The sequence below is a fragment of the Bradyrhizobium sp. CCBAU 51745 genome (assembly GCF_028128715.1).
Classification (GTDB): Bacteria; Pseudomonadota; Alphaproteobacteria; order Rhizobiales; family Xanthobacteraceae; genus Bradyrhizobium; species Bradyrhizobium manausense.
Map to the genome: position 1 here is coordinate 1 of NZ_LBJP01000001.1, position 23,268 is coordinate 23,268.

Here is a 23,268-nt window from a genome sequence, read left to right on the forward strand (position 1 = left end):
ACGATGCCGCCAACCTTGGCCGCGGCGAGGAAGACGACCTGCGGCCGCACGCGCGCGAACCAGTCGAACACTTGGGCCTGGTTGCGGAGATCGACCTCGCGCCGGTCCACGGTCACGAGCTTGACGTCCTCTCGCGCCAGCCGGCGCAGCAGCGCGCTGCCGACCATGCCGCGATGGCCGGCGACGTAGACGCTCTTGCCCTTCAGCTCAAACGGTACGCTTGCCACTCACGATGTCCCGTTTGGCGTCGGCCAGATCGCTTGCCATCATCTCTTCGACCAGCTGCGCAAACGTCCGCTTCGGCTTCCAGCCGAGCACTTTGCGCGCCTTGCTGGCGTCGCCGATAAGAAGATCGACCTCGGTCGGGCGGAAATAGGTCGGATCGACCTTCACCACCGTCTTGCCGCTGATGGCATCGACCCCGGTCTCGTCGACGCCCTTGCCGCGCCATTCGATGCGGCGGCCGACCTGCGCGAAGGACAGCTCGACCATCTCGCGCACCGAGCGCATCTCGCCGGTGGCGAGCACGAAATCGTCGGGTTTGTCGGCTTGCAAAATCATGTGCATGCCCTCGACGTAATCCTTTGCGTGGCCCCAGTCGCGCTTGGCCTCGAGATTACCGAGATAGAGCGTCTGCTCGAGCCCGACCTCGATCCGTGCCACGCCGCGGGTGATCTTGCGGGTGACGAAGGTCTCGCCGCGGATCGGGCTCTCGTGGTTGAACAGGATGCCGTTGCTTGCGAACATGCCGTAGGCTTCGCGGTAGTTCACCGTGATCCAATAGCCATAGAGCTTTGCAACGCCGTAAGGAGAGCGCGGATAGAACGGCGTCGTCTCCTTCTGCGGGATCTCCTGCACGAGACCGTAGAGCTCGGAGGTCGAGGCCTGGTAGAACCGCGTGTCCTTCTCCATGCCAAGGATACGGATTGCCTCCAGGAGGCGCAGCACGCCGATGGCGTCGGCATTGGCCGTGTATTCCGGACTCTCGAAGCTGACCGCGACGTGACTCTGGGCGGCGAGATTGTAGATCTCGGTCGGCCGTATCTGTTGGACCAGGCGGATCAGATTGGTCGAATCCGTCATGTCGCCGTAGTGCATCTGGAACGGCACGTTGCCGACATGCGGGTCCTGGTAGAGATGATCGACACGCGCGGTGTTGAACGAGGACGAGCGCCGTTTGATGCCGTGCACGACATAGCCGAGCGACAGCAAATATTCGGCAAGATAAGCGCCGTCCTGACCCGTCACACCGGTTATGAGAGCAATTCGCTCACGCATCCGAATTCCCGCTTGCTAATCGTATCATGGATCTGATCTCACCTGGGCAGTCCCGTCCGTCTATATCCAAGACCTGCATTAAATCAAGTACTTGATTGCCACGCGGGCCTCCTTGAAAAAGGCAGTGTAATGGCGCTAGTTGAATGACACGGATAGGTGCCGAACCCGGAAGCCGCATCTTGCGGGAGGGCGCCACAGCAAACTCCAACAGACAACTGGGATTAGGGACCTCTTCTAGAACCGGACGGCCGGCAACTATCCCGAGATTTCGAACACTAAATCATGGCATCCATTTTCCTAGTCAATCCGATTTCGGGCCGAGGGCATCTCGACGCTTACGCGCGGCTCTATTCGCGGGCACTTCTGGAATTGGGACACCGGGTGGTACTTGTCGCTCAAACTGACGCCGAGACCATCAGCTACTTGGCCCGAAATGCGCCTGCACTGGCGGCTTCCTTTGCTTTTTTTTCTGTCGACCAACCGAACCGGGGTGGCGCCGCTGGGATGGACTCCATCACGTGGACTCAACTCGTCTCGAAGAATGGCGCGCTCGACATCTTGCTGCGATCTATCGGAGTGCGATACGGCAAGCTTCGGTCGCAGATGGTTCGGATCAAGCGTGCACTTGGACGCCGTTTGCTGGAAACTGAATTCGCGCGCGCGCTGAACCTGCGCTTCCATTCTGACGTGAGCCGAATTTCGTTCAATCCTGCGCTCGATTGCATCGACACGGTCGCTTCCATATCGGGCGAGGCCGCGCCCGATCTCATTCTGTTTCTCTATCTCGATATGATGGCCGAGCAACCGCGCAACATTGCTGTCCTCGACCGCCCGCAGTCCGCACCATGGGCCGGGCTTCTGTTTCATCCACGGCTGATCAGCGAGCCGACCAAGCCTGTTGAGGGCTATTTCAAATCGTCCAAGGCGCGTGGTGGCTTGTTCCTGGTCCCTTCCGCGATTCCTGCCTATGCGAAAGCCGCACCCAATCTGCATTTCGCACTTGCGCCAGACGTGGCCGATCTGGAACTACCGACGGAGCCCAGTGAGCTCGCCCGTGAAATCCGTAAGCGCGCTGGTGATCGGACCGTCGTATTGCAGATCGGCTCGATCGCCGCGCACAAAGGTATTGCGACGCTCCTCGACGTCATTGCAGCCGCGGATCCCGCTCGGTTCTTTTTCGCGATCATAGGCAAGGCGAACTGGGAAAGCTTCGATGAGCATCGGAGCCGAATTCGGTCCTTTTACGCAAATCCGCCCAAAAACGTCTTCCTCTTCGAAGGATACATAGCGAGCGAGCCCGACTACAACAGCATCATTCAAGCCTGCGATATTCTATATGCCGTCTACCAGGGTTTTAACAGTTCTTCGAATTCCCTGACAAAGGCAGCTGGATTTCGCCGCCCCATTCTGGTGACCGAAGATTCACTGATGGGCGAACGCGTCCACCGATTGAAAATCGGCGCCTGTGCCCCCGAAGGCAACGTCGACGCCATCCTGGAAAAGCTCGGCTGGCTCGCTGGCCAGCCGAAAGACAACTTCGATTTCAACGCGTTTCAGGATGAGCAATCGATCGAAGCGCTCAAGTCCACTCTCTTCAAAGCCCTCGGCGTGTGGCTCTCTGCCGCCGCCTCAACGACGCCGCACCTCCCGCGCAACTAGTTCCCGAAACGGTCGAGCCAATCCTTCGAATAAAGGCCACGTCCGTAATGTCCGAGCGGCCGCAATTCGCCGGTGACCACATCTACGACGGGCATCTCCGAAATGGCTTCGGAACGCCGCAGGCCCGACAAATAAGTTAGCGCGCCATTCGCATCACGAGACTCGCGAAACAGCGGAGGCCGGGGACGCTTGTCCGCGATGCGGGCTTCAATTTGCGGCGCGAGATCGTTCCTGACGAAAAAAGCATTGTTTCCTTCGGTATTGGAACCGACGAACGTATAACCACGCAAGTTCGCCAGGTGTTCCAGTGCGCGAATGGAAGTTCCCCAATACAAATTGGTGTAGTGCTTCTCGGTCCTGTAGAAATTTTCGTCGTAAGGTACCGAAATCGGATACACGTCCCCGAACAACCCGTTGTATTCGCAGACTACGATGCCCGGGTTCGCAGTCGTTATCGCATTCCAGACCCAATAATCGTTTCCATCGATATCGATGCTCAAGAGTCCGATCTCTCCATCAAAACCATATCGAGTGAAGAGGTCATTGATGTTGTCTCTGGTAATCTGGAGATGGACTGCAGTCAGGTCGTGACGCCACATCAGATCCGTTTTCCGGACGGCTTCGATAGCTTCCGTGGATATGTCTGCGATCAATCCACGCCAATTCCTATGTTGCAACAGGAACGGCGTATTGGCTTCCACGTAGTGCTCGACTCCAAACTCGACGAAGCTTTGCTTCAAGGTGGGCAGGTTGGAAACGAGCCACTCGATGATCCCATCTTCCCCCCATTGAGAACTGACCCGAAAGCCGGCAGCCCCGAGCGCAGGCAATTTCTCCAATTGAGAAACCGTCATCGCCGCCTGGGTGCCCGCAATCATCTTCAATTGATGAACCTCACGCCGCAGATCGGCGGAGCCGTTCGTCGCTGCGGCCAGAGACGCAACTTTTTCAGACAACGCCTCGAGCGCGCGGGTCGCGGCAGCCAGTTGTAGGCTGACGTCCCGAGTGAGGGCTCGGCTGAGGCGGGCGAAGAGTCTACGTATCAATCTCCGTCTCCAGATGTTTCGATGTGAGGAGATGTTGCCATAGCTGAAGCTGTGCGATTTGACCCCTTCAGGCCGACCGATCGCATCTGGCTTTTTTGAGTAGAAGACAGAATCGCGTGCAAGAATCGTAGTCCGTTATCGTTCCACATGGCGGCAGCGGACAAGATAGCCACGATTACTCACGCCCATTCCCGGAAAGGCGGGATCGTCCAATGAGACGGACCAGGTTAGTTCGATAGATCCGATGCTCTCGAGGGCCTTCGATAGCTCATCGGAACAAAACACCTGGATCGGCATGGATCCTCGATAAATGTGCTCAGGTACGGTCTGCACCATGAACTGGGTGGGTCCATGACGTATTGGTACTCTCGTCAGCAAGATCCAACCTGAGACTTTCGCCGCTGCGCGCAAGGCTTCGAACGGTTCTGCCAAATACTGCAAGGTCCCGCTGATGAGCGCAACATCAAAGCTCCCGCGGGCTGGAATGCTGTCGAAGTATCTGAATGGCGCGCCAAGTCCCGAACATGCGGCCACCAGGCTTGATGTTTCGACGATAGACCAGTCCAGCGCTTCTGCGGCAAGAAGAGATTGAATTCGAAAGAAGTAGTTTCCTGCGCCTCCTCCGATATCGAGGACCGACAATCGGCCGGCCTTCAAATGATCCCGGACCACGCAAAGCGCCGAATGAACTTGCTGGAAGCGGCCATCGATCTCCGTTGGGGGGCTCGCTTCCATCATTTGGCGAAGCTGCACCTGCGCTGCTTTTGCGGCGGCCTCACTATCGTATCCCTCGCAATGCGCTGCAGCCTCGCGAAATGTCTCGTAGTCGCCGCTGAACATGGTACTCGGACTAGGCGGCGCCACGGACACGGCTTCCTGAGCCGGCACGACATCTGGAGTCACTGGCGCACTCCGAGCTGGCGCACTCCCACCCACGATGAGCCGGCGCAAGGCTGTCCAAAGCAGGGGTGGAACGAGTTGCTTCGCAATCGCCCTAGCGGTGATACTCATTGCGTTTCCGTCCACAGCGCGATCCGCCGAAGCTCAAATTGGGGGTTTGGGTGCGCCAGGTTCCTACTGAAGGTACCAGAGCCCACGAGCGGGCTGATAGTCCTTCATCGAATCTCGTGAAAAAGCCTCGTCCACGGGTACGTAGAGTGAGCAATCCTTGCAGAGCTGCGGAATATCACCCCGCGAAAAGGCTTCTCGAAATGCAACTGCACTCTTGCTTCTCCAAACTTTGAGCCAATGGTCGGTGACTGCATTGCCGACAATATGCTTGGCATTCCAATCCACACACCCGCATCCGACGACCGTACCGTCAACCCCAATGCTCATTGACGCATATGCGACGGCACAATCAGCGCGCTTTTCCCTGTTGTCGGTGACCACCAGATTTGCTCCCTCCGGCAGATCGCCTTCCTGAATGATGCCGCCCCAGGAAAAGAAGGAGTTACGATTTTCTCCGATTTCGAAGGTATCACCGAGTTCGGCCATCAATTCCGAGCCCAACGTTAGCTCCGGGCGCTGTGTCCTGAACATCAGAGCGAGTCTCATCTTGATGTTCTTCTCCTCGACGATTTTCTTTATGCGCCGCAGCTGCGTTCGAACCGTCTCAAAGGCGTTGACCCCGTACATGGTTTTGTAGCTCTCGCGGTCCGTACCCCCGAGCGAAATTTGCAAATAATCGATGCGACGAAGAACCGCCTCAAGATCCTCGTCCGAGTATTTGGCCGCACCGACAAGGTAAGTTGTCGTATAGACGTAAAACCGACCTGGCTCCGCATAGCCATCCTTCAAATGCTTCAGTCGCCTCAGTAACAGCCGATCGGAGAACACGTCAGACTGCATCGAGCTGAGCCCCAAGGCGCCGCCGCCAGCAACGTAATAGTCAGCAGCAAGCCTCATGAAGGTATGCATATCCATTTCCGACCTTTTGCGCTTCACCTTGGAGTTCGGGCAAAATACGCAGCTTGCGGCGCAAAAATTCGTCACCTCAATATTGAGGTCCAGCGGTCTTTTCTGAACGATACTTTTTGTGCGGGCGAGTATCGCGGGCTCGACGAATCTGCGTTTCCAGGTGACCGCAACACGACGCGCCGCTGTCGTACTCAAGAAGCTGTTCAGCAGAGCCTGCGGTTGCCGCCGTGGCCGGCCCAGTCGAACATAGGCCCGGGCGCAGGCGCGAGCTGCATCAAGCAGGATTGGACGGCCGCGCACTTTGACTGTGCCGAGAAGGCGCTTGACAGATTCTTTATGCATGACTTTGTCTGATCCAACTTTGCGACCGCTTCCGCAGCCGAATTGTCCCCGGCGCACCACGATGTTCGAACCTGCCTCTAGCCGCGCCTGCACGATTCATCCGGCGTGAAAACGGCGCAGTCGCCGCCCAACCTTACTCCATTGCTCCGGGATCGGGCCACGTCTGATGTAGCCAAGGCGGATCCGCGCGAGAGCAGGTCCGCGGCTATACCGTTCCGGGACGGCCCGAGGCCGCGGCTGCCGTCAAATCTATGCGCGGGAACTCATCGAGCGCCCCACCCGCTGAGGCGTTGAAGATCCGTATCCCATGAAGCCCCGCGACCCGTTTGATCCAGCGGTACTGCTCCCACAGCACCTTGAGCGCTGAAAGCTCATCGTACAAACTACCGACGATGTTGCCTTTGGTATCGGTCGATGGATCCTTCCCTCTCAGCAAGGTCGGTTCGTAGAAGTAGTTATATTCGCCGGTTCGAAAGTGATCGTGATCCGTTCCTAGCAAATAGATCTCGGTGAATCCCATGTACATCGCAGCCATCAGACACATGATCGCAACCGACTGAACACCCGGGATCCGCTTCGATATGTCCGGAAGAGCCAACGGATCGTAGTCTTGGAACGTCCCCGCCAACGTCACGTAGCGGATATCGCGCCCCCTGAACAATCCGGAGTCCCTGACCAGCGCCTCCTCCGTGTAGTTCAGAAAGAGGGTTGCGCGCCCGAGTCTGCCGTCCATCTCGCGAAACCAGTTTATGGCATCTTCACGCGTCAGCAGCCCATAGGTCAGCTGCGGGACGAGGTGATAAATCGGGCTGAGGGTCGAATAATCCGGGTGATGATAGCCGCTCGAGACCGAAAAAACGTGCTCGCCCTTCAATACCGTGATGTCTTGACGCTTCACGCTCGGCCCGTTGCAGAGAATGAAACAACGCTGTCCCTGGTGCCGATGCCGGAACTCGACGTTCCGCGCGGACAATTCCAACGGATGCTTCAATCGTTCGGCTTCCTGCCGCAGTCGAAGCCTCTCAGGCTGGTCGACCTTGAAGTGCCGGTAAAGCGCGTGGGGCATTGCTCCCCAGAACATATTCGTCAACTTGGCCACCTCACGTCTCGCCTTAACCCAAGCACATCGCAGCCCATCGCCGCGCGTATCCAAGCGCGCACCGTCTGATCGTCGGATGGCGACTACGGCCAAGTACGACGGATGGCTGCAAACTCGTCCAAAGAATCGATGATTCGTTGCACATAGTCGTCCCAGCTTGCTTTCCCGGTGACCGCAAGCCCTGCGTTGACGGCTTTCGTTCGGACCTCATCGTCCCGCAGATTCAATATAGCTTCCGCGAAAGCCTGTGCATCGGTTGGAGGGACCAAGATCGCGCCCTCTCCGAGCTGCTCGCGCGCACCCGGAATGTCCGACGCGACGACGGGACATCCGATCGCAAACGCCTCCAGCGGAGGCAGATTGTCGGGACCGAAAAAAGTCGGAAACACGAGACAAAATGCCCGTCGGTAGAGATCGAGGATATCGATCCTGTCCACAAAGCCCAGGAATCTCACATCGCGGTCAAGCCCAAGGCGGCGTGCATAGTCCCGAACATAGTTCTGGTTGCCCTTGTCCGAGCCGGTGAAGACAACGCCCAAGTTCCACCCCGACCTCTCGCGAACAATCTTGCAAGCCTCGAGCACGAGCACATGATTTTTGTGTGCCCAGAACTGTGCTGGATAAAACAGATATTCGCCAGGAGTGTCGAGCTTCGACGGCGCAGCCTTCAAGGGCGAACGCGCTTCCTCCAGCGCGTCAAGTGGAGCGACGAAAGGCAGCACCTTGATACGTTGTAGCGGCACTTGATAGTAGGCCGCAATTTCCTCAGCTCCACGCTGGGTACCTGTATAGATCACGGTTGCCCGGCGCAGAATCCGCGCATAGTTGTGCTCTCGTCGATTCCATTCCGCGCCCGTACTCACTTCCGGAAACCATGGACTGTCGCGATGCTGCAAGTCCCACACCACGATGCCGAAGGGAACGTCCACGACGACGTCCTCAAACCAGGGCGCCAGATACAGGACAAATTGTATCCCCTCACGCTTGTAAATATCGTCGATCCATGACGCTTCGGTTTCCGGGATTTGCGTCTTCTCTTCCGCGCGTGTTGACGGCACCGCACCCATCTGGCTTTCGGGCGACACCGGCCGGTACAAGGCCGCGTAAACCCTCGTGGCGAAGTCCGAGAACCGCTTGATTCTTGCCAATCGCTGCTCAAACAGGCGTTTCTCTACAAGGAACGCTTCAAACGCCTTGGTGCGCTGCGCGAACTCCGCAGCTCGCTGTTCGAGCTCCGCAGCGTGCTGCTCTTCCTGCCGGCGGACAATCTCGTCGACTTCTTGCTGAGTCTTAACCCCGAACCTCTGCGCATCCAGATTGACACTCGGAAACTTGCCAAACTGTGCAGCAAGCGCCTCGCCCTTCTTGCGATAAAAAAGCACTATGGTGTGCCCACAGGATTCGTACAGCCGACTTAGCGCGGTCAATTGATTGACCACGAGCGTGTAAGCGCCTCCCTCTGTCGGAGACATGTTCCCTAAGAAGAGACCAACCTTCATTCTTTGTGCAATCTATGTAATCCGCCGGGCAGCCAGCAGTTCAAGTGAAGCGCTCAGGGACCGCTTCGTCATCGGCTACGGCAGATTCGTAGTCGTCAGGCCGCCCGATGTCTTTCCAATATCCCCCGTACGGCTCGACGAATACGGGCTCACCTCGCAACATAAGCAGTCTCATCAAGTCGTCGAAGCCGAATGGCACTCCCTCCGGTATGAACGAAAGAACCCTCCTGTTCAGCATGTAAATGCCCATGCTGACCTCAAACGGGACCTTCGGCTTCTCCTCAAACCGGACCAGTCGCCCCTCCTCAGAATGCAAGACGCCGTAGTCGATCAACTGCTCGCGCCGATGAGATGCTATCGTAAACAGCCGTTCGGCCCCGGCATGCCGCTGGTAAAAATCGCCGAATGCGAGATCAGTCAGGATATCACCGTTCATGACCAGGAAGTTCTCCGGCAAGTCGCCGATGAGCTTGAGCGGCCCCATCGTGCTCAGAGGCTGGTCCTCGAGTGAATAGTCAACGTTCACATTCCAATCCTTGCCGTCGCCGAAAAACGCGCGGATCAGGCGCGTATGGGCACTGATCGCCAGCGTGATGTGCTCGAATCCCGCTGCGGCAAGCTGTTGGATGACGATATCCAGCACGGGTCGCGATCCGATCGGCACCAGCGGCTTCGGGATCGTCAGGGTGAATGGACGCAATCGCGTTCCGAGTCCACCCGCGAGAATGACAGCGCGCCTAGACATTGTAGATATTGGCCTTGTATCGCTGATGATTTTCGGAATCCCTGAACCAATCGACCGTGCGGCGAATGCCCTCTTCCAGAGTTATGGAAGGAAGATAACCGGTTAGGGAGTTGATCAAAGTGTTGTCGCAGAGCAACCGGTCGACCTCACTGAACTCCGGACGCATGCGTTGCTCGTCGTGAACGATTTCGATCTCGGAGCCGACGACCTTCGCGATGAGCAGAGCAAGGTCTCCAATGGTTATCTCGCGCCCGCTACCAACATTGACCGACTTTCCGATCGATTGCTGACACCCGGCAAGCATGAGAAATCCTCGGCAGGTATCTTCAACATAGTTTAGATCTCTCGTTGGACGCAGGTTTCCCAATTTGATCCTGCGCTCCCCGCCAAGCAATTGCAGCATGATGGTTGGAATCACCGCGCGAGCAGACTGCCTCGGACCGTAGGTATTGAACGGTCGCACGATCGTCACGGGTGTCGCAAAAGACAGATGGAAGCTTTCGGCAAGTGCGTCGGCGGCGATCTTGGTGGCGCTGTAAGGCGATTGTGGTTGGCGGGGATGCGCCTCCGAAATCGGCACCGTGCGTGCCGTTCCATAGACTTCGCTGGTCGAGGCCACCAAAATCTGTCCGACTCCTTGATCGCGGGCGGCCTGCAGCACGTTCAACGTACCCGAAACATTCGTATCCACATAGCTTCGGGGTGCCTGGTACGAATATGGAATCGCGATCAGTGCGGCGAGGTGAAAGACGATATCCATACCGCTGACGGCGGCGCGGACGAAATCGGCATCACGAACGTCGCCACATCTGATATCGAGCTCGTTCAATAGCGGGCTTCCGTCGAGCCACCCCCAGCTATTGAACGAATTGTACAGCGTCATCGCCCGTACGGATGCCCCCGCCCTGACCAGCGTCTCAGCCAGATGGGACCCGATGAAACCATCGGCTCCGGTTACGAGAACTTTTTTACCTTCAAGGGACATGTCAGGAATACTCAGGCCTGGACTGGTGCACTCGGGCCGGGATGCCGAACGCAATGCAATCGCTTGCAATCTCGCCCTTGACCAGCGAATGCGCCCCGATGACGCTTCTTGGGCCGATCGAGGCTCCCTTCAAAACCACGACGTGACTGCCGAGCCACACACCCTCCCCGATTTTGACGGGCTCGGCCGTGATGGGTGCGTATTGAACGTACTGATCCGCGCCTGTGCCGTGCTCGGCATCCGTGATCTCGAGAAAAGCAGCGAAAATGCAATGGTCTTCGATGATCAAGCGCTTCATGGCTCCGATCTTCGAGAAGTCATTTATGAAGACGTTGTTTCCGATTGCAATATGTCCTTCCGGGCCGGTCCCCACGTAGGTTTGACGGCCGACCACCGCATTTGCGCCCATCACGATCGAGCCGAGCAGCAGGGCCCCATTTCCGACATCGGCGTTTTCGCCGATGGTGATATTGCCGTCGATCTTGACATCATGCCCAATGACCGCCCCTTCATCGATGCAGACATCGCGGCCCACCTCAAAGCCACGCCCCAGATATCTGGGACGGCCAAACCGGGCAGCCTTGCGCCTCGCCAAGCGCCAGCGCACGAAAGTGACGATGCTCCTCACGATCGACGTCAAGGCGTCCCCAGCCTTTCGACCGTCCAGGGCAGCTGCAACGCATTTATCGAGCTCTTGCGGCTGAACCCGACAATATCGGTTATCTGCAGGTGATCTTCGATCTGGAACGAAGGGCTCTCGATGACATCGACGATTTCCTTTTCCCGAACCATTCCCGAACGGATGTGGTAAACACCAGTGTTCAGGATACGGTCGGGAATGCGCACCCGCGCCTTGTATCGTCCGGGCTTGCGCGTCTCCAGGCGCTGAGGCTCCAGCTCGGTGTCACTCAAAGAGATGATCGTCATCTGCAGCTCGTCCAGATGCACTTCGATGCTGACGGTCAGCTTTTCAACCGGCTCGACGATGTCGTATTCGACGGACACGTAGAACGGCTCAGTGAGCTCGACGCTGCCGGCGACCTGTCCCTTTGAGTTCTCCAGGGATATCCGACGAATCTTGCCGCACTTTCCAGCCACCAGCGGCTGATCGAAAGTGAGATCGGCCGGCGCTTCGGTCAGCCCACGCTTCACGTAAGCCGCGATCACATCGACGGTGTTGGTGTGCGCAACCAGTCGGCCATCCTCCAGCAGGATGCTTTTGGGGCAAAGCCGGCCGACGGCCGGAAGATTGTGGCTGACAAAGATCACCGTTCTGCCTTCGCGCCCAACCTTGTCCATTCTTCCAAAGCATTTTTTCTGGAAATTCAAATCTCCTACCGCCAGCACCTCGTCGACAATGAGGATCTCCGGCTCGAGATGTGCGGCGACCGCAAACGCGAGTCGCACATACATTCCGGACGAATAGCGCTTCACCGGAGTATCGATGAACTGATCGATGTCGGCGAAGTCAACGATCTCATCGAAATTTCGACGAACCTCCTGATGGGTCATGCCGAGAATCGCGCCGTTCAAGTAGATATTCTCGCGACCCGTCAATTCCGGATGAAAGCCGGTGCCGACCTCGAGCAGCGTGGCCAAACGTCCCTTGACGCGGACGCGGCCGGATGTGGGCACCGTGATGCGCGACAATATCTTCAGTAACGTAGACTTTCCCGCACCGTTCGCGCCGATCACACCGACGGACGCGCCCTGCTCGATATCGAGAGAGACATCTTCCAGGGCGTAGAAGCGCCCTTCCCGCAAGCGCGGCACATGGGCGACATCAGGCTCCGCCGCCGTCAGCAACTGCTGCCCGTCGGGCTTGCCTCGCCAGCGCTTGAACCGGTGCCGCAGGTCTTCCGCCAGCGTTCCGTGGTTCATTACGCCGAGCCGGTATTCCTTGCTCAGATGTTCAACGTTGATCGCTATGGATCCCATCTTCACACCGTGTCCGCCGCGATGAGTTCGGCCCGCCGAAACAACAAGAGGCCACTCACGAAAGTAAAAACGACGACCACCAAGCTGATCTCGATGGAGTAGGCGGAGAACGTCCCCTTGCCGAAGGCCATATACCGGAATATCTCGATCATCGTCGATACTGGATTAAGAGCCAGCAGAAGCCGCCACCGCTCGGGGATCTGGGACAATGGATAGAAAAGAGGGGACGCATACATCCACAGCTGGACAACACTCCCGAGCATGGAAGCAAGGTCGCGATACCTCGTGGTAAGGGCCGAGACCGAGAGCCCCACACCCAACGCCATAGCGATGTTGACCGCAAACAACAAGGGGCAACAGATCATCCAGAGCGAAGGCCTCGCTTCGGCTCCCCACAGAATCCAGATAGAGTACATCAGCAGAAACAGCACCAACTGAACCGCCAGAGCGATCAGATTGGTCAAGACGGTGGCGATCGGCACCGTGAGGCGAGGAAAATAGACCTTACCGAACAGACCGATGTTGGCGACAAACACGTCGGAAGTCGACACCAGGTTTGTCGAGAAATTCGACCAAACGACAATTCCCGAGAGATAGAACAGAACGGCCGGTATTCCATCTGTCGGCAACGCCCCGATGAACTTGAAGACCATCGTGAATATCGCAGTCGTCATCAGCGGCTGGACCAAATACCAAAGCGGGCCGAGAACCGTCTGCCTGTAGTTCACCATGTAGTTGCGGTACGCCATCAACCTCACAAGGTCGCGGAATCGCCAAAGATCTTCCAGGCCAAGATCAAGAAGACCTTGGCGAGGCGCGATCGTGACGTCCCAAGTCGCCTCATCAATGTCGTTCAACCTGATACCCATTCGTCTGACGCCCGTTCTTTGAAGCGAATTCCGATCCAGGATTGGTAGCGGCGCCGAGGGCGCTCTATTCGATCCATTTCACGACCTCATATACCTCCGCGAACCGAACACCCATGCGCTGCCCTGCGTTTTCAGCCTCGTGCCGAAAGAAAGCAATCCAGCGCTCGTGGGTTCGCGCGATCTCCGATCGATGAGCACGTATGGCTCGCTCCTTGATGTCCCAATAATCGGTGATGTCCACAAAGAACGTTCCCCGAAAATCAGTTGGCGAGTGATACCAATTGCTCCGAAACATCAACAGCCGCGGCACATGCCGGCAGGCATGCAGCGAGGCCTTCGCAATCGCGTGGTGATCGTGATGCACGTCACCGATCCAGTGGGTATAGACCATGTCGATCTTCTTCTGCTCGACGATCCGCAAGATCTCCACGTTCAGAGGATCGGTGAATTCGACTTCCAAGGTCTTGAATGATCCGCAGATCAATTCGTCCGCCCCAAGGATTCGAACCGCCTCCTCGCCTTCGGCGCGGGCGGTCTCGTTGCCGCGCACGAGCGTCCGGTCGGGCCTATAATATTCCGAGTCAGTGGCAACATAGACGAAAACCTTGTCGCCCCTGCTCTTGTGCTTGGCCAGCGCGCCACCGCATCCGAGCTCCACGTCATCAAAGTGGGCACCAATCGCCAATACGTTCACGTCATGCACTCCTCAACATCGCGCCTGTGGCTTCCGGCCCACAATTGAACAAGGCATCAATGACCGAAAGATACGGAATAAAGCCGTCGAATTGTTGGGGGTAAACGGGATGCTTGAAGTCTTGCCAGATGACTTCGATACCCCGGCGGTCGAACGGTTCCTGCTCGTGATACTGTCGCGCCCCGGTGCCGGAAAGATATCGATCCCCGCCGACATCCGCCACGATGCCGGCAATCATTTCACTCTTGCGGCCCGAGCACATGAGCGTGCTGGACATAACTCGCGGAATTTTAATCCCTATCCATTCGCAGACCACGTCGATCAGAGCGAGATTGAACTGCGCCATGTATTCGAACGGCGTCCTGTGGACCTGTTCAAGTCGGTCGAAGATAGGGCGAAAGAACGGCGCGCCCCGATAGTTTTCCCGCAACAAATTGAGATTGGCCTGCTGCCATTGGCTGTTGGCCGAAAGCCGCACGTCCTTGATTGGCGTGTTCATCGGACACTTCTTGACCGACACGGACATCCAGCGCTCGCCGCTTGCGGTCTTGATCTTGTCCCGATGGGACCACGCATTCCTCGAGTGCTGAACGAACTGAACATGATCAAGCGCGACGAACAAATCGGCCTGCAGAAACCTGTGAAAGAAGCCGAGATAGGGCAAGAAATCCGGCTGGTGGATGACGACGGTCCTGCTCATAGAGCGACGATGGCCTCGACGACGCGCTGGGTGCCGTCGATCGGAACGGCTTGCATTCCCGCACGGCTCATCTCCGCGACGGGAAGATCCAGCGCAAACAAGGATTCGTCCAGCGCGCTGTGATGGCCGGCGAACACCGCCCCCCCTAACTTTGCCAATTCTCGTCCGACGGGTATTTCGAAATCCTCGTTCGCCACCACAACGCAGGGCAAGCCGGCAGCGTTCGCCTCAAATGGCGTCATTCCGCCTCCCGTCACGGCGACGTCGTGCCTTGCGAACTCTTCGATGAGGGAAGGAACAGAACGTTTGATGACGAAATCCGATGTCCAATGAGGCGCAAGTTCATTTTCGTGCAAGAACGCGGGACCAAGGATCACCGTCTTGCGTAGCGCCCTGCCCGATAGCAGGCGCATTATTTTCATTGTGACCCCGTAGGTATCGGCCCCTCCGAGCGTCACGACCATGCTTTCGACGGCGGACCTTTGCCGCCGAAACGCCGCGATAGCGGGGTCCAGCATCAAATACCGGATACCAGTAAGCACGCGCTTGCCGGCAAACTCTCTCCCATCCTCGCAAGGCATAGCCGCGATATGCAGATCGGCCAGCGCGGCGCCGCCGCCCCGGTCATCAAATGTGACCAAGGGTATGTCCTTTGCTTTGATGCGGTGCGCCGAGCGTTGATCGGTCCGGTGGCGGTCAAAGACCCAAACCTTGATGTCGTCCCGCTCAATGGCCTTGCCTTCCCAATTCTGCTCGACGTCTTCCAGAGGAACGACCTCAAACGGCAATCCACGCTGGGTCAGAAGGGCGGCTGTTGCAGGATGGTCATTGACATAGAATTTGACCGCGTGGCCGGCGGCGCGCAGCCCCTCTGCGAGCACCATCGCGCGGAATAGATGTCCCATCCCACGAGTATGGGAGGACTCAGTGCAGAGCGCGATCATACGCCAGAGCTTCCACGGTGGATATCCAGCAGCCGGCGCGGCTTTCGGCGATTTTGCATGCGCGAACGTAGTCTGCCTCGGTATCAACGGTCAGCGAGACCTCGGGATGATTCTTCGCTGCCGGAACGGCAAGCTGGCCGATCCTGAAGATCGCTGGATTCTCCTGAATGTATTCGTTGACGTGCTCACGATGATTGGCGCGATGGCCGTCGCGGTTACTCAACTCAAGCGCCGCACGGGAGAATATTTCCGCTCCTACTCCGACCGGCAGCACACCAAAGGAATGCGTGTAGTCGTTGCCGGCAGCAAGATGCAGATCGATCAGCCGATCAAGTTCTTCAATATCCGTGAAAGGATTATCAGCCGTAAGTCGCACGATGTGATCAAGCACATGGACGCGCGCGCATTCGGTGAAGCGCGCGAGCACGTCGAGTTCGCTGCCCCTGAAGCACTCAACACCCAACTCGGTACACCGCCGGGCAATGATGTCATCCTTGCTTTCGACCGTCGTAGCGACGATCGGAACAGCCTCGGCACGCATCATCGAAAGACGGCCAACCACATGGTCGAGCAACGGCCGGCCTGCGATCGGCTTCAGCACCTTGCCCGGCAATCGCGTAGACCCCATTCGGGCCTGAATGACCACACCGGTCGTCACACCAGATCGTCCCATTGAAGAACCGCATCGGCGCCCATCGCGCGGACGAGTGTACGTCCTACGACTTCCTCGAGATATTTTGGCGCGATGCCCGTCCCCGGTCGTTTGATCACGAGATCTGCTGCAGTCAGCCGGCAGCCCGCCGCGAGTTCGCGTTCGAGCACGATGCTCTTTCGATTATTGACGCGCGTCTCCATCTCGCTTGCGGCCGGCTCCTTGATCCCACTTCCATTCATGACCTCCAATGACCGGACGGCATCGACCAGCCAGCGCATTTCGTCAGGATCGGCGGAAAGCCGATGATCCGGTCCTTCGGCATTCCTGTCGAGGGTGAAATGCCGCTCGATCATGCGGGCTCCCATGGCCACGGCGCAAAGGCTCGCAACGGGAGTCAACGTGTGATCCGAATACCCTACGTCGAAGTCGGAAAACTCCCGCGCCAAGGTTTGTATCGCCTTCAGGTTCACGTTTTCCGGATGCGTCGGATAGCTCGTCACCGCGTGCAAGATGACCAGCTTGCGGTTGCCTTCCCCCACGATCGCGTCAACCGCTTCGTGAACTTCTTCCAAGGTACACATGCCCGTCGAGAGAATTACGGGCTTTTGCAGGCGGGCCACGTATCGCAGAAAAGGCAAGTTCGCTGCGTCGTCCGATCCGATCTTGTAGGCGCCGACACCACACTGTTCAAGAAAGTCGACATCAGAGACATGCGAAGGAGTCGAAAACCAGTCGAGATTCCGGCTCTCGGCGTAAGCGAAAACCTCGCGGTGAAGCTGAGCCCCGATCTCATACTTCTTGAAAAGATCGAATTGTGAGGTAACGCCCGTGTTCTCCATCACAAACATCGCCACGCGGCTGGCCACCGTTTCAGCCCGGTAGGTCTGCAATTTGACGGCGTCAACACCGGACTGCGCCGCCGCATCGATCAAGCGGCGCGCCTCTTCGAAAGTGGTGAAGTTTCCGCCGATCTCGGCGATGATATAGCAGCGGTCGGGGCGATATCGACGAAACACGTTCTATCCTACTTGCCGATAACCTGGGGCCTGTTCACGTAGTTGCGCACGGTGATCTTGCGTCCATCAATGGTCGTCTCCTCATCGACAGTACGCCGCGGCAAATAGCATTTCCGGCAAACCGGGCTTTCCATGAACCCATTCCGCCGGCGCTGCATGTCGCGGACCGCCTGCATCTGGGGCCCATGCCAGATCTCATGGACGGATTGCGTCTTGACGTCTCCAATGACTTCCCGGTTCTCCTCATCATTCGAGCACTTCATCACAAGACCATCCGCTCCGATGACGAGCCGCTGATACTGCTGAGGGCATGTAAAGCCGTCGACATAGAATATGTCCGTCTCGTCATCGCGTCCGAGATAGTCGATCAGCGGATTGAACGCCACGAGATCGACCAGCGGGGCGAACGTCTCGTAATAGAGCTGCGGGTTTTCCTTGATCGCAGGCCAGATGCCCTGAACCTTGATGACCGGACGATCCAGTCCATGCTCGTCCTTGTAACGCTTGATGTCGCGGATCTTCTGCAGAAGCTCCTCGAACCCAATAGGGCTCCGTATGCGTTCATAGGTCTCTCCGACACCATCGATGGAGATCGTAATCCAATCGATTCCGGCCGCGGCGATCTCCGCGAAATAGGGCAAGGTCAGCTTGAAGCCGTGCGTGAGCGTGGAAACTTCCTTGATCCCCTTCGCCTTGGCGTAGCGGATGCATTCCGCGAAATTCTTGTTGAGGGTGGCTTCTCCCCGAAGGCTCAGTCGGATCGCGGGCACCTTCCCACCGATTTCGTCGATGATCTTCTGGATCAGCCCCCAGTCCATCCGCTTGACATTGACGTGCTCCTTGAAAGCCTGCGTTATGGTGTAGCACATCGGGCATTTCAGATTGCAGATCGACGACAGCTCGATGTCGACCAGCAACGGATAGTCCGTCACTGTCTCGGACTTGGGGTTCTCGGACCACGCCCGACGATACTCGGCGTAGCCCTCAGGCCACGCGCCACCGAGTTTGCGATCGAATTCGGCTTGACGTTCGGCCGTATCCATCGAGTAGTTGCCCTTGTTGATGGGCACGTACCGCGTGTTCATAGATTTTCCCCGACGTACATTTGATCCAAACGGCTCAACTCTGCTCCGCGCATCTTCCCGCAAGCATGAGCTTCAGCCCCATTCGCAACGAGTTCCTGGGTTCCCAGCCGAGTTGCGCTCGCGCGCGCGTGATATCTGCGCGCACGTCGGCGATTTCATTCTGCCTTATATCGTCATCGCAGCGGATAGCGAGTTGCGTCCCTGCAATAGACTGCGCCATGTCGATGACCTCGGCGACGGAGTAGGAGGAGCCGGAACCCAGGTTGAAGACGCGCAGGCCTCCCGGAGAATGCAACGTCAGCTCGAGGGCGGCGGCAAGATCTTCGACGTAGAGAAAGTCGCGCCGCGGTCTCATGTCCTTGACGTGGATATCGCCTCCCCGTTTGATCTGGTCGATGATGGCGGGAATGAGAAACTCACGCCTCTGCCCGGGGCCGAAGACATTGAAGGGACGAACAATCGTCACCGGAAGCTGATCCGCCTGCGCGTGAAATGCGCAGAGCTGCTCCACCAGGACCTTCGACAGCGCATAGGGGCTGCCGGGCGCAAGCGGATGATCCTCATCGATCGGCAATTGTTTCGGGGTACCATACACGTAAGAGCTGACGAACAACAGATGTGCGGACGCGCGGCGGCAATATTCGATGGCAAGGGCGCCGCCAGTGATGTTCTCGGAATAAAAACCAGCTGGAGACTGCCAACTGTCCGGGACGTAGCTTCGGCCGGCCAGATGAATGAGATGATCGGCTCGAGGCAAACCGTTCCAAAAGGAAGCGTCCGTCACATCGCCGAGGTCGCGACCAGCAGCGACAACGTCGTAACCCGCCCGCAGCAGACGCTCGACAACATGTGCACCGATGAAGCCCGGCGCTCCCGTAACGATGACTTTCGACATGAGGCTACCGCATCTTATGCTTCGCAGGCCTCAACACACCGGACTTGCTCCATCATTGTCTCGCTCGCGCAGCCTGTCGGCTCAGGTCTTGTCGCAGATGACTTCACAGCTGGTGATCCGGCAGGCTACCGCAGTTCGGGTGAGTCTGACTCTCCCAAACAGGCTATGGCTGGTCTCGCCGGAACATCGCTGCTCAATGGGCGGCGACGAGTTCCCGGTCGAGGATGACGCGGACCTTGCGGCCCAGAAGGTCGAGCAAAACCGCGACGCGATCGCGGTCCGCCATTCCTTCAAACAAACCCAGGCTTTCGCCTAAGGCGCCCCCAATGACGCGAATCTTGTCGCCGCGAGCGTATTGCGGCGCCTGGTGGAAACGAACGATCCCCTTATCGTCCTCCCGCGCACGAAGCTCGTCTATGACACTGTCCGGCAGGACCGCGGGTTCCTGATTGTGGCAGACGAGGTGCGATACACCATAGGTGGACTGGATCGATCGCCATCGCGCGCTTGCGGCGTCAAACCCGACGAACAGGTAGCGAGGAAACAGCGGGGCCGGCACCACCTCAACGCGACGGGCGTGACGGCGTTGCCTGAGATAGCGTGGCATATAGACTTCGTAACCTTGCTGCTTGAGGTTTGCCGCCGCCTTGCCCTCGGCATGAACCTGCGTCTGCACGACATGCCAGCGATAAGAACTCGTCCTCATGCCACGCCCCGCTTCGCATCGGGGTCGCGAAGATCAAGCAGCGCCGGCACCAGAACACGCTCGGGACCAAACCGCGCCACCGCCATGTCGATCGCCGCAAGCGTGTCCGTCATGTCAGTCACGAGAACTGCATCGACACTGTCTGACATTTCATCGAAGCTGCCTCGCACCGGCATGCCAAGGAAGGAACGCAGCTCGGAACGAGCGTCTACGACGGCAACGGCCGTCATACCGCAATCCAAGGCGCAGATGGCACCGATTTCCGCAAGATCGGACATTCCAAGAATTGCAATGCGCTGGATCCCGGCTGCGCGCGCGGCCGCAAACAGGGTGACGAAGTCTTTCTTCGCCTGTCGAAAGAAGGAGAAGGAATAGGAGAGATATTGAATTGTCAGTCGCGACTTCTCGGCGAACCCACCTGGCGTGAGGTAGTATGCATACCGCTTGGCCGGCGCGACTGACACCTTGACGAGACCCTTGTTGATGCAGCGCTTGAGGTAGGCGTTCACGAGGCCCAGGGCGATGCCCAGCTCCGACGCCAGATGCCGCTGCGAGTGGGCCTCGCCGCGCTGCACGGACTCGAGCAACCCGAGCATTATTCGAGTCTTCTCCGTCTCTGTCGATTTGATGCTGCAGCCTCCCGTTCGCGGCCGCACACTAGCTTGTTCACATCATGAACGTCAAGCGCTTTCGTTCATCTCGCGAACACTGAAAACATTCGATAGGTCAATGCGTTAGAATAGATGCTCGCAAGCCGGCAGACCCAAAGTCGCGCTCGAATTGTCAGTCCACTGTCGGGAGCACCGTTGGCTTGGTGCTCTGAAGGATCACGCTGGTCGCGTGAATCGCGCCAGCCGCATTGTCATTGCGGACGTACATCGTCAAGAGGACAGACCCCGGCTTGATGCCAGTCGTCGCGAGATCGACGGACGGTACGGCCTGCCAATCCGACTGCGAGACGACCTGCCCGTCATTTTTGATCTCGAATCGGAACTTCAGATCGTCCTTGACGCCCAGCCCGTAGATCACCGGAGAGATGCGCACAACCTGCTCGGCGTTCCGGCCAAAATCCGACGGTTCGACAAACTGCATGACAATGTACTTGTCGCGCCCGGCGAAGCGACCTTCGACTCCGTTACCGGCTCCGAAGACCCACTCGGGTCCGAGTGCAAAGAGCATCTGCCCCATCAATGTCAGTCCCGGCGAAGCCTTGTCGGGGATACGCAGGGCGATTGCGCGACCATAGGCCGGAATTTGCGGAAACGAATAAAGGTGCAATGCTTTCGAGTCAGCCCGAGGCATCAGAGCATAGCGGCTGTAGCGCAACGCAACAGAGACCGCATCATCCGCTTCGCCGGGGGGCGCCGTGAGGGGCGTAGGTTGAGACGCCAGAAACTGCTTGATCTCCGGATGATAGGCCATGAAGGCCCAATATGGCTGGCCCCAGCCGATCACATATTGGTAGAGACCATCTCGTGCGCGACCGATTTCATCAGTCACGGACGGATCAACGAGGAAGCCCTTCGAGATGGGGCGTTCCGGCGTGCGCGCCAGCAACAGCAGGTTCTTGACCGGATTCGTAAGCAGAATGCTCGCTGCAAAGAATATCTGGGTCACCGCGATTGCGGCAAGCAAGATGAGCCTGATCCGAGCGATGCTTGCCCGTTGAATAGGTGCGAAGGCGTACACCAACGCAGGCCCGACCACGACCATCGCATAAGCCAAGTATACCGAGACACCCTCGATGTAACGCGAACTCGCTGCGTAGGTCACGAACCAGACGGGGAACGAGGCGATATGGAAGCGCGCCCATGAGGCACGTGGGTCTTTCCATTTGCGTGTCAGCCACAGCGCCGAGACAATAATCAATACCCAGGTAAATCCGAGGAACAGGGTCTGCTCATTGAACATGATCGCACCGCTGGGATTGATCCCGTTGAAGCGATAGAATGCAGACGTGAAATCCGGTCCATTGTTGACCCAGGTGAAGAGTGGCGCGAACAGATCATTGAAGCGCTCATAGTGGGACGCTCGCCACTGAGGGAAATGCAAGTCTGCAATCGGCGTAATCACCATCTGCGAAGCGAACAGCACGATGCTCTGCAGGGCCACCGGCAAGTGGAAGGGCCGGTTTTGAATCTGGGCTGCATAGTCCCACGCAAATAGCTGTCCTGAAGCAGCCACATTGTAAACGATGAAGCTGGCCGAAAAGACCAGAACGATCGCGCAGAGGAGAACAACAAAACTCAGCCCGCGGATCGTCAGCCACGTCCTGACTTCCTTCCACGTCGCACGATAGTGGACGAGAAAGGCCAGCGCGATTGCCAGGACCAGCGGAAAATAGAAAGTGATATGAAGCTTTGTGCCTGCGCTGATAGCGACACCGGCAACCCCTACCAGCGCATCGAAAGCCTGACGCCCCTGGAACCAGCGGTACAGAAAATAGAGTCCCACCAGCAGGGGCGTGGCGGCGATCATGTCGTCATTGGTGGACAGCGACTGTACGAGGATGTTCGGCGTCAGCCAGATCACCCAGGCGTTGGCTGCCGCGACGATCCGTGGTCCGCCAAGGTCGCGCGAAAAAACGTATGTCGTTGCTGCGATCACCAACCAACATACGAGCGACACTGACGAAAAAGCGCGCGGACCGAACTGAAAATAGACCAGCGGGAAGTAGGCGATCGCCCCATTGAAGGGGTAGAATTGAGGTCGCGGTTCTCCCTGGTTCGAAAAGTGCGCCATCGAACCATGGCTTATGTACCAATAAACACGCGAAAACCGGTAGACGATGCTGTCTGGATTGGCAGGCAGAAGCTCCCACGCGAGCACCAGCACCGAAATCAATACGATCCCTGAACTTATGGCCAGGAACCACGCGACGATTTTGGTAGTGAGAGGATCGAAAGGCGACGCGAATTCGGGAAACGACAATTGGCCTGTTGATCGAAGCGAGCGCAGCCAGAGACTCGTCGCCGCCGCGATCAGCAGTGAGACGGCGACGTAAAGTCCGGCGCTGTCCATCGCCGAAAACAGGGACAATGCCAACGCGGTCAGGATGAAGACCGACCAGATCAACACAAAAATTGCCAGGCTTGTCCGCAAGCCACCCAACTTCTGAGGTCGAACACCCGCCGCCAGAATCAACGACAGCACGACGAAATAGATCAAGGCGAGGAAATGCATGAGGTGACCG

At 57.7% G+C, this 23,268-nt stretch carries 23 protein-coding genes; 1 reads left to right on the top strand and 22 read right to left on the bottom strand.

What is annotated here, in order from left to right; translation table 11 throughout:
- Nucleotides 1–227 (bottom strand): NAD-dependent epimerase/dehydratase family protein (locus XH98_RS00005; protein WP_271617358.1); only part of this gene is annotated, 227 nt, incomplete at its 3' end.
- Nucleotides 208–1,278: a GDP-mannose 4,6-dehydratase gene (gene gmd, locus XH98_RS00010; protein ID WP_271617359.1), complete on the bottom strand. Its 1,071-nt coding sequence runs from the start codon at nucleotides 1,276–1,278 to the stop codon at nucleotides 208–210. The genes gmd and XH98_RS00005, both read right to left, overlap by 20 nt.
- 282 nt (nucleotides 1,279–1,560) lie before the next feature.
- Between gmd and XH98_RS00015 the strand changes: the two genes are divergently transcribed.
- Nucleotides 1,561–2,937, top strand: a complete 1,377-nt coding sequence (locus tag XH98_RS00015; protein WP_271617360.1) for a hypothetical protein — start codon at nucleotides 1,561–1,563, stop codon at nucleotides 2,935–2,937.
- Here XH98_RS00015 and XH98_RS00020 read toward each other — a convergent pair.
- The 20 genes from XH98_RS00020 to XH98_RS00115 all read right to left on the bottom strand — a co-directional run bounded on the left by XH98_RS00020 (nucleotide 2,934) and on the right by XH98_RS00115 (nucleotide 23,258).
- A complete protein-coding gene (locus XH98_RS00020; RefSeq protein ID WP_271617361.1) occupies nucleotides 2,934–3,983 on the bottom strand; it encodes a hypothetical protein in 1,050 nt (349 codons plus the stop codon). The genes XH98_RS00015 and XH98_RS00020 overlap by 4 nt on opposite strands.
- 135 nt (nucleotides 3,984–4,118) lie before the next feature.
- Nucleotides 4,119–4,886: a methyltransferase, TIGR04325 family gene (locus tag XH98_RS00025; RefSeq protein ID WP_271617362.1), complete on the bottom strand. Its 768-nt coding sequence runs from the start codon at nucleotides 4,884–4,886 to the stop codon at nucleotides 4,119–4,121.
- A gap of 171 nt (nucleotides 4,887–5,057) precedes the next feature.
- Nucleotides 5,058–6,245, bottom strand: a complete 1,188-nt coding sequence (locus XH98_RS00030) for an SPASM domain-containing protein (protein ID WP_271617363.1) — start codon at nucleotides 6,243–6,245, stop codon at nucleotides 5,058–5,060.
- A 205-nt stretch (nucleotides 6,246–6,450) separates the two neighbouring features.
- Nucleotides 6,451–7,344, bottom strand: coding sequence for a hypothetical protein (locus tag XH98_RS00035; protein ID WP_271617364.1), 894 nt, complete (start codon nucleotides 7,342–7,344; stop codon nucleotides 6,451–6,453).
- Between the two features lie 83 nt (nucleotides 7,345–7,427).
- A complete protein-coding gene (locus XH98_RS00040; RefSeq protein ID WP_271617365.1) occupies nucleotides 7,428–8,843 on the bottom strand; it encodes a glycosyltransferase family 4 protein in 1,416 nt (471 codons plus the stop codon).
- 40 nt (nucleotides 8,844–8,883) lie between these two features.
- Nucleotides 8,884–9,588: a nucleotidyltransferase family protein gene (locus XH98_RS00045; RefSeq protein WP_271617366.1), complete on the bottom strand. Its 705-nt coding sequence runs from the start codon at nucleotides 9,586–9,588 to the stop codon at nucleotides 8,884–8,886.
- On the bottom strand, nucleotides 9,581–10,573 hold the full coding sequence (locus XH98_RS00050; RefSeq protein WP_271617367.1) for an NAD-dependent 4,6-dehydratase LegB: 993 nt from the start codon (nucleotides 10,571–10,573) through the stop codon (nucleotides 9,581–9,583). Before XH98_RS00050 ends, XH98_RS00045 begins: the two co-directional genes overlap by 8 nt.
- Nucleotide 10,574: 1 nt before the next feature.
- Nucleotides 10,575–11,213 (bottom strand): acyltransferase, encoded by a 639-nt coding sequence (locus XH98_RS00055; protein ID WP_271617368.1) that lies wholly within the window; start codon nucleotides 11,211–11,213, stop codon nucleotides 10,575–10,577.
- Nucleotides 11,210–12,511, bottom strand: coding sequence for an ABC transporter ATP-binding protein (locus XH98_RS00060; RefSeq protein ID WP_271617723.1), 1,302 nt, complete (start codon nucleotides 12,509–12,511; stop codon nucleotides 11,210–11,212). Before XH98_RS00060 ends, XH98_RS00055 begins: the two co-directional genes overlap by 4 nt.
- 2 nt (nucleotides 12,512–12,513) lie before the next feature.
- A complete protein-coding gene (locus XH98_RS00065) occupies nucleotides 12,514–13,368 on the bottom strand; it encodes an ABC transporter permease (RefSeq protein ID WP_271617369.1) in 855 nt (284 codons plus the stop codon).
- 76 nt (nucleotides 13,369–13,444) lie between these two features.
- Entirely contained in the window at nucleotides 13,445–14,074 is a 630-nt protein-coding gene (locus tag XH98_RS00070) for a PIG-L deacetylase family protein (protein WP_271617370.1), read from the bottom strand.
- Nucleotide 14,075: 1 nt separating this feature from the next.
- On the bottom strand, nucleotides 14,076–14,774 hold the full coding sequence (locus XH98_RS00075) for a WbqC family protein (protein ID WP_271617371.1): 699 nt from the start codon (nucleotides 14,772–14,774) through the stop codon (nucleotides 14,076–14,078).
- Nucleotides 14,771–15,718 carry a glycosyl transferase gene (locus XH98_RS00080; protein WP_271617372.1) on the bottom strand — a complete coding sequence of 316 codons (948 nt, stop codon included), beginning with the start codon at nucleotides 15,716–15,718 and terminating at the stop codon, nucleotides 14,771–14,773. Before XH98_RS00080 ends, XH98_RS00075 begins: the two co-directional genes overlap by 4 nt.
- Complete coding sequence (locus XH98_RS00085; protein ID WP_271617373.1) at nucleotides 15,699–16,376, bottom strand: cytidylyltransferase domain-containing protein; 678 nt, start codon at nucleotides 16,374–16,376, stop codon at nucleotides 15,699–15,701. The genes XH98_RS00080 and XH98_RS00085 overlap by 20 nt, the downstream gene beginning before the upstream one ends.
- Nucleotides 16,373–17,389 (bottom strand): N-acetylneuraminate synthase family protein, encoded by a 1,017-nt coding sequence (locus tag XH98_RS00090; RefSeq protein ID WP_271617374.1) that lies wholly within the window; start codon nucleotides 17,387–17,389, stop codon nucleotides 16,373–16,375. The genes XH98_RS00085 and XH98_RS00090 overlap by 4 nt, the downstream gene beginning before the upstream one ends.
- 8 nt (nucleotides 17,390–17,397) lie before the next feature.
- Nucleotides 17,398–18,474: a radical SAM/SPASM domain-containing protein gene (locus tag XH98_RS00095; protein ID WP_271617375.1), complete on the bottom strand. Its 1,077-nt coding sequence runs from the start codon at nucleotides 18,472–18,474 to the stop codon at nucleotides 17,398–17,400.
- Nucleotides 18,475–18,508: 34 nt separating this feature from the next.
- Nucleotides 18,509–19,369: an NAD-dependent epimerase/dehydratase family protein gene (locus tag XH98_RS00100; protein ID WP_271617376.1), complete on the bottom strand. Its 861-nt coding sequence runs from the start codon at nucleotides 19,367–19,369 to the stop codon at nucleotides 18,509–18,511.
- 193 nt (nucleotides 19,370–19,562) lie between these two features.
- Nucleotides 19,563–20,075, bottom strand: coding sequence for a transcriptional activator RfaH (locus tag XH98_RS00105; protein ID WP_271617377.1), 513 nt, complete (start codon nucleotides 20,073–20,075; stop codon nucleotides 19,563–19,565).
- On the bottom strand, nucleotides 20,072–20,671 hold the full coding sequence (locus XH98_RS00110) for a winged helix-turn-helix transcriptional regulator (RefSeq protein ID WP_271617378.1): 600 nt from the start codon (nucleotides 20,669–20,671) through the stop codon (nucleotides 20,072–20,074). Before XH98_RS00110 ends, XH98_RS00105 begins: the two co-directional genes overlap by 4 nt.
- Before the next feature lie 187 nt (nucleotides 20,672–20,858).
- Nucleotides 20,859–23,258 carry a hypothetical protein gene (locus XH98_RS00115; protein ID WP_271617379.1) on the bottom strand — a complete coding sequence of 800 codons (2,400 nt, stop codon included), beginning with the start codon at nucleotides 23,256–23,258 and terminating at the stop codon, nucleotides 20,859–20,861.
- Nucleotides 23,259–23,268 lie beyond the last annotated feature (10 nt).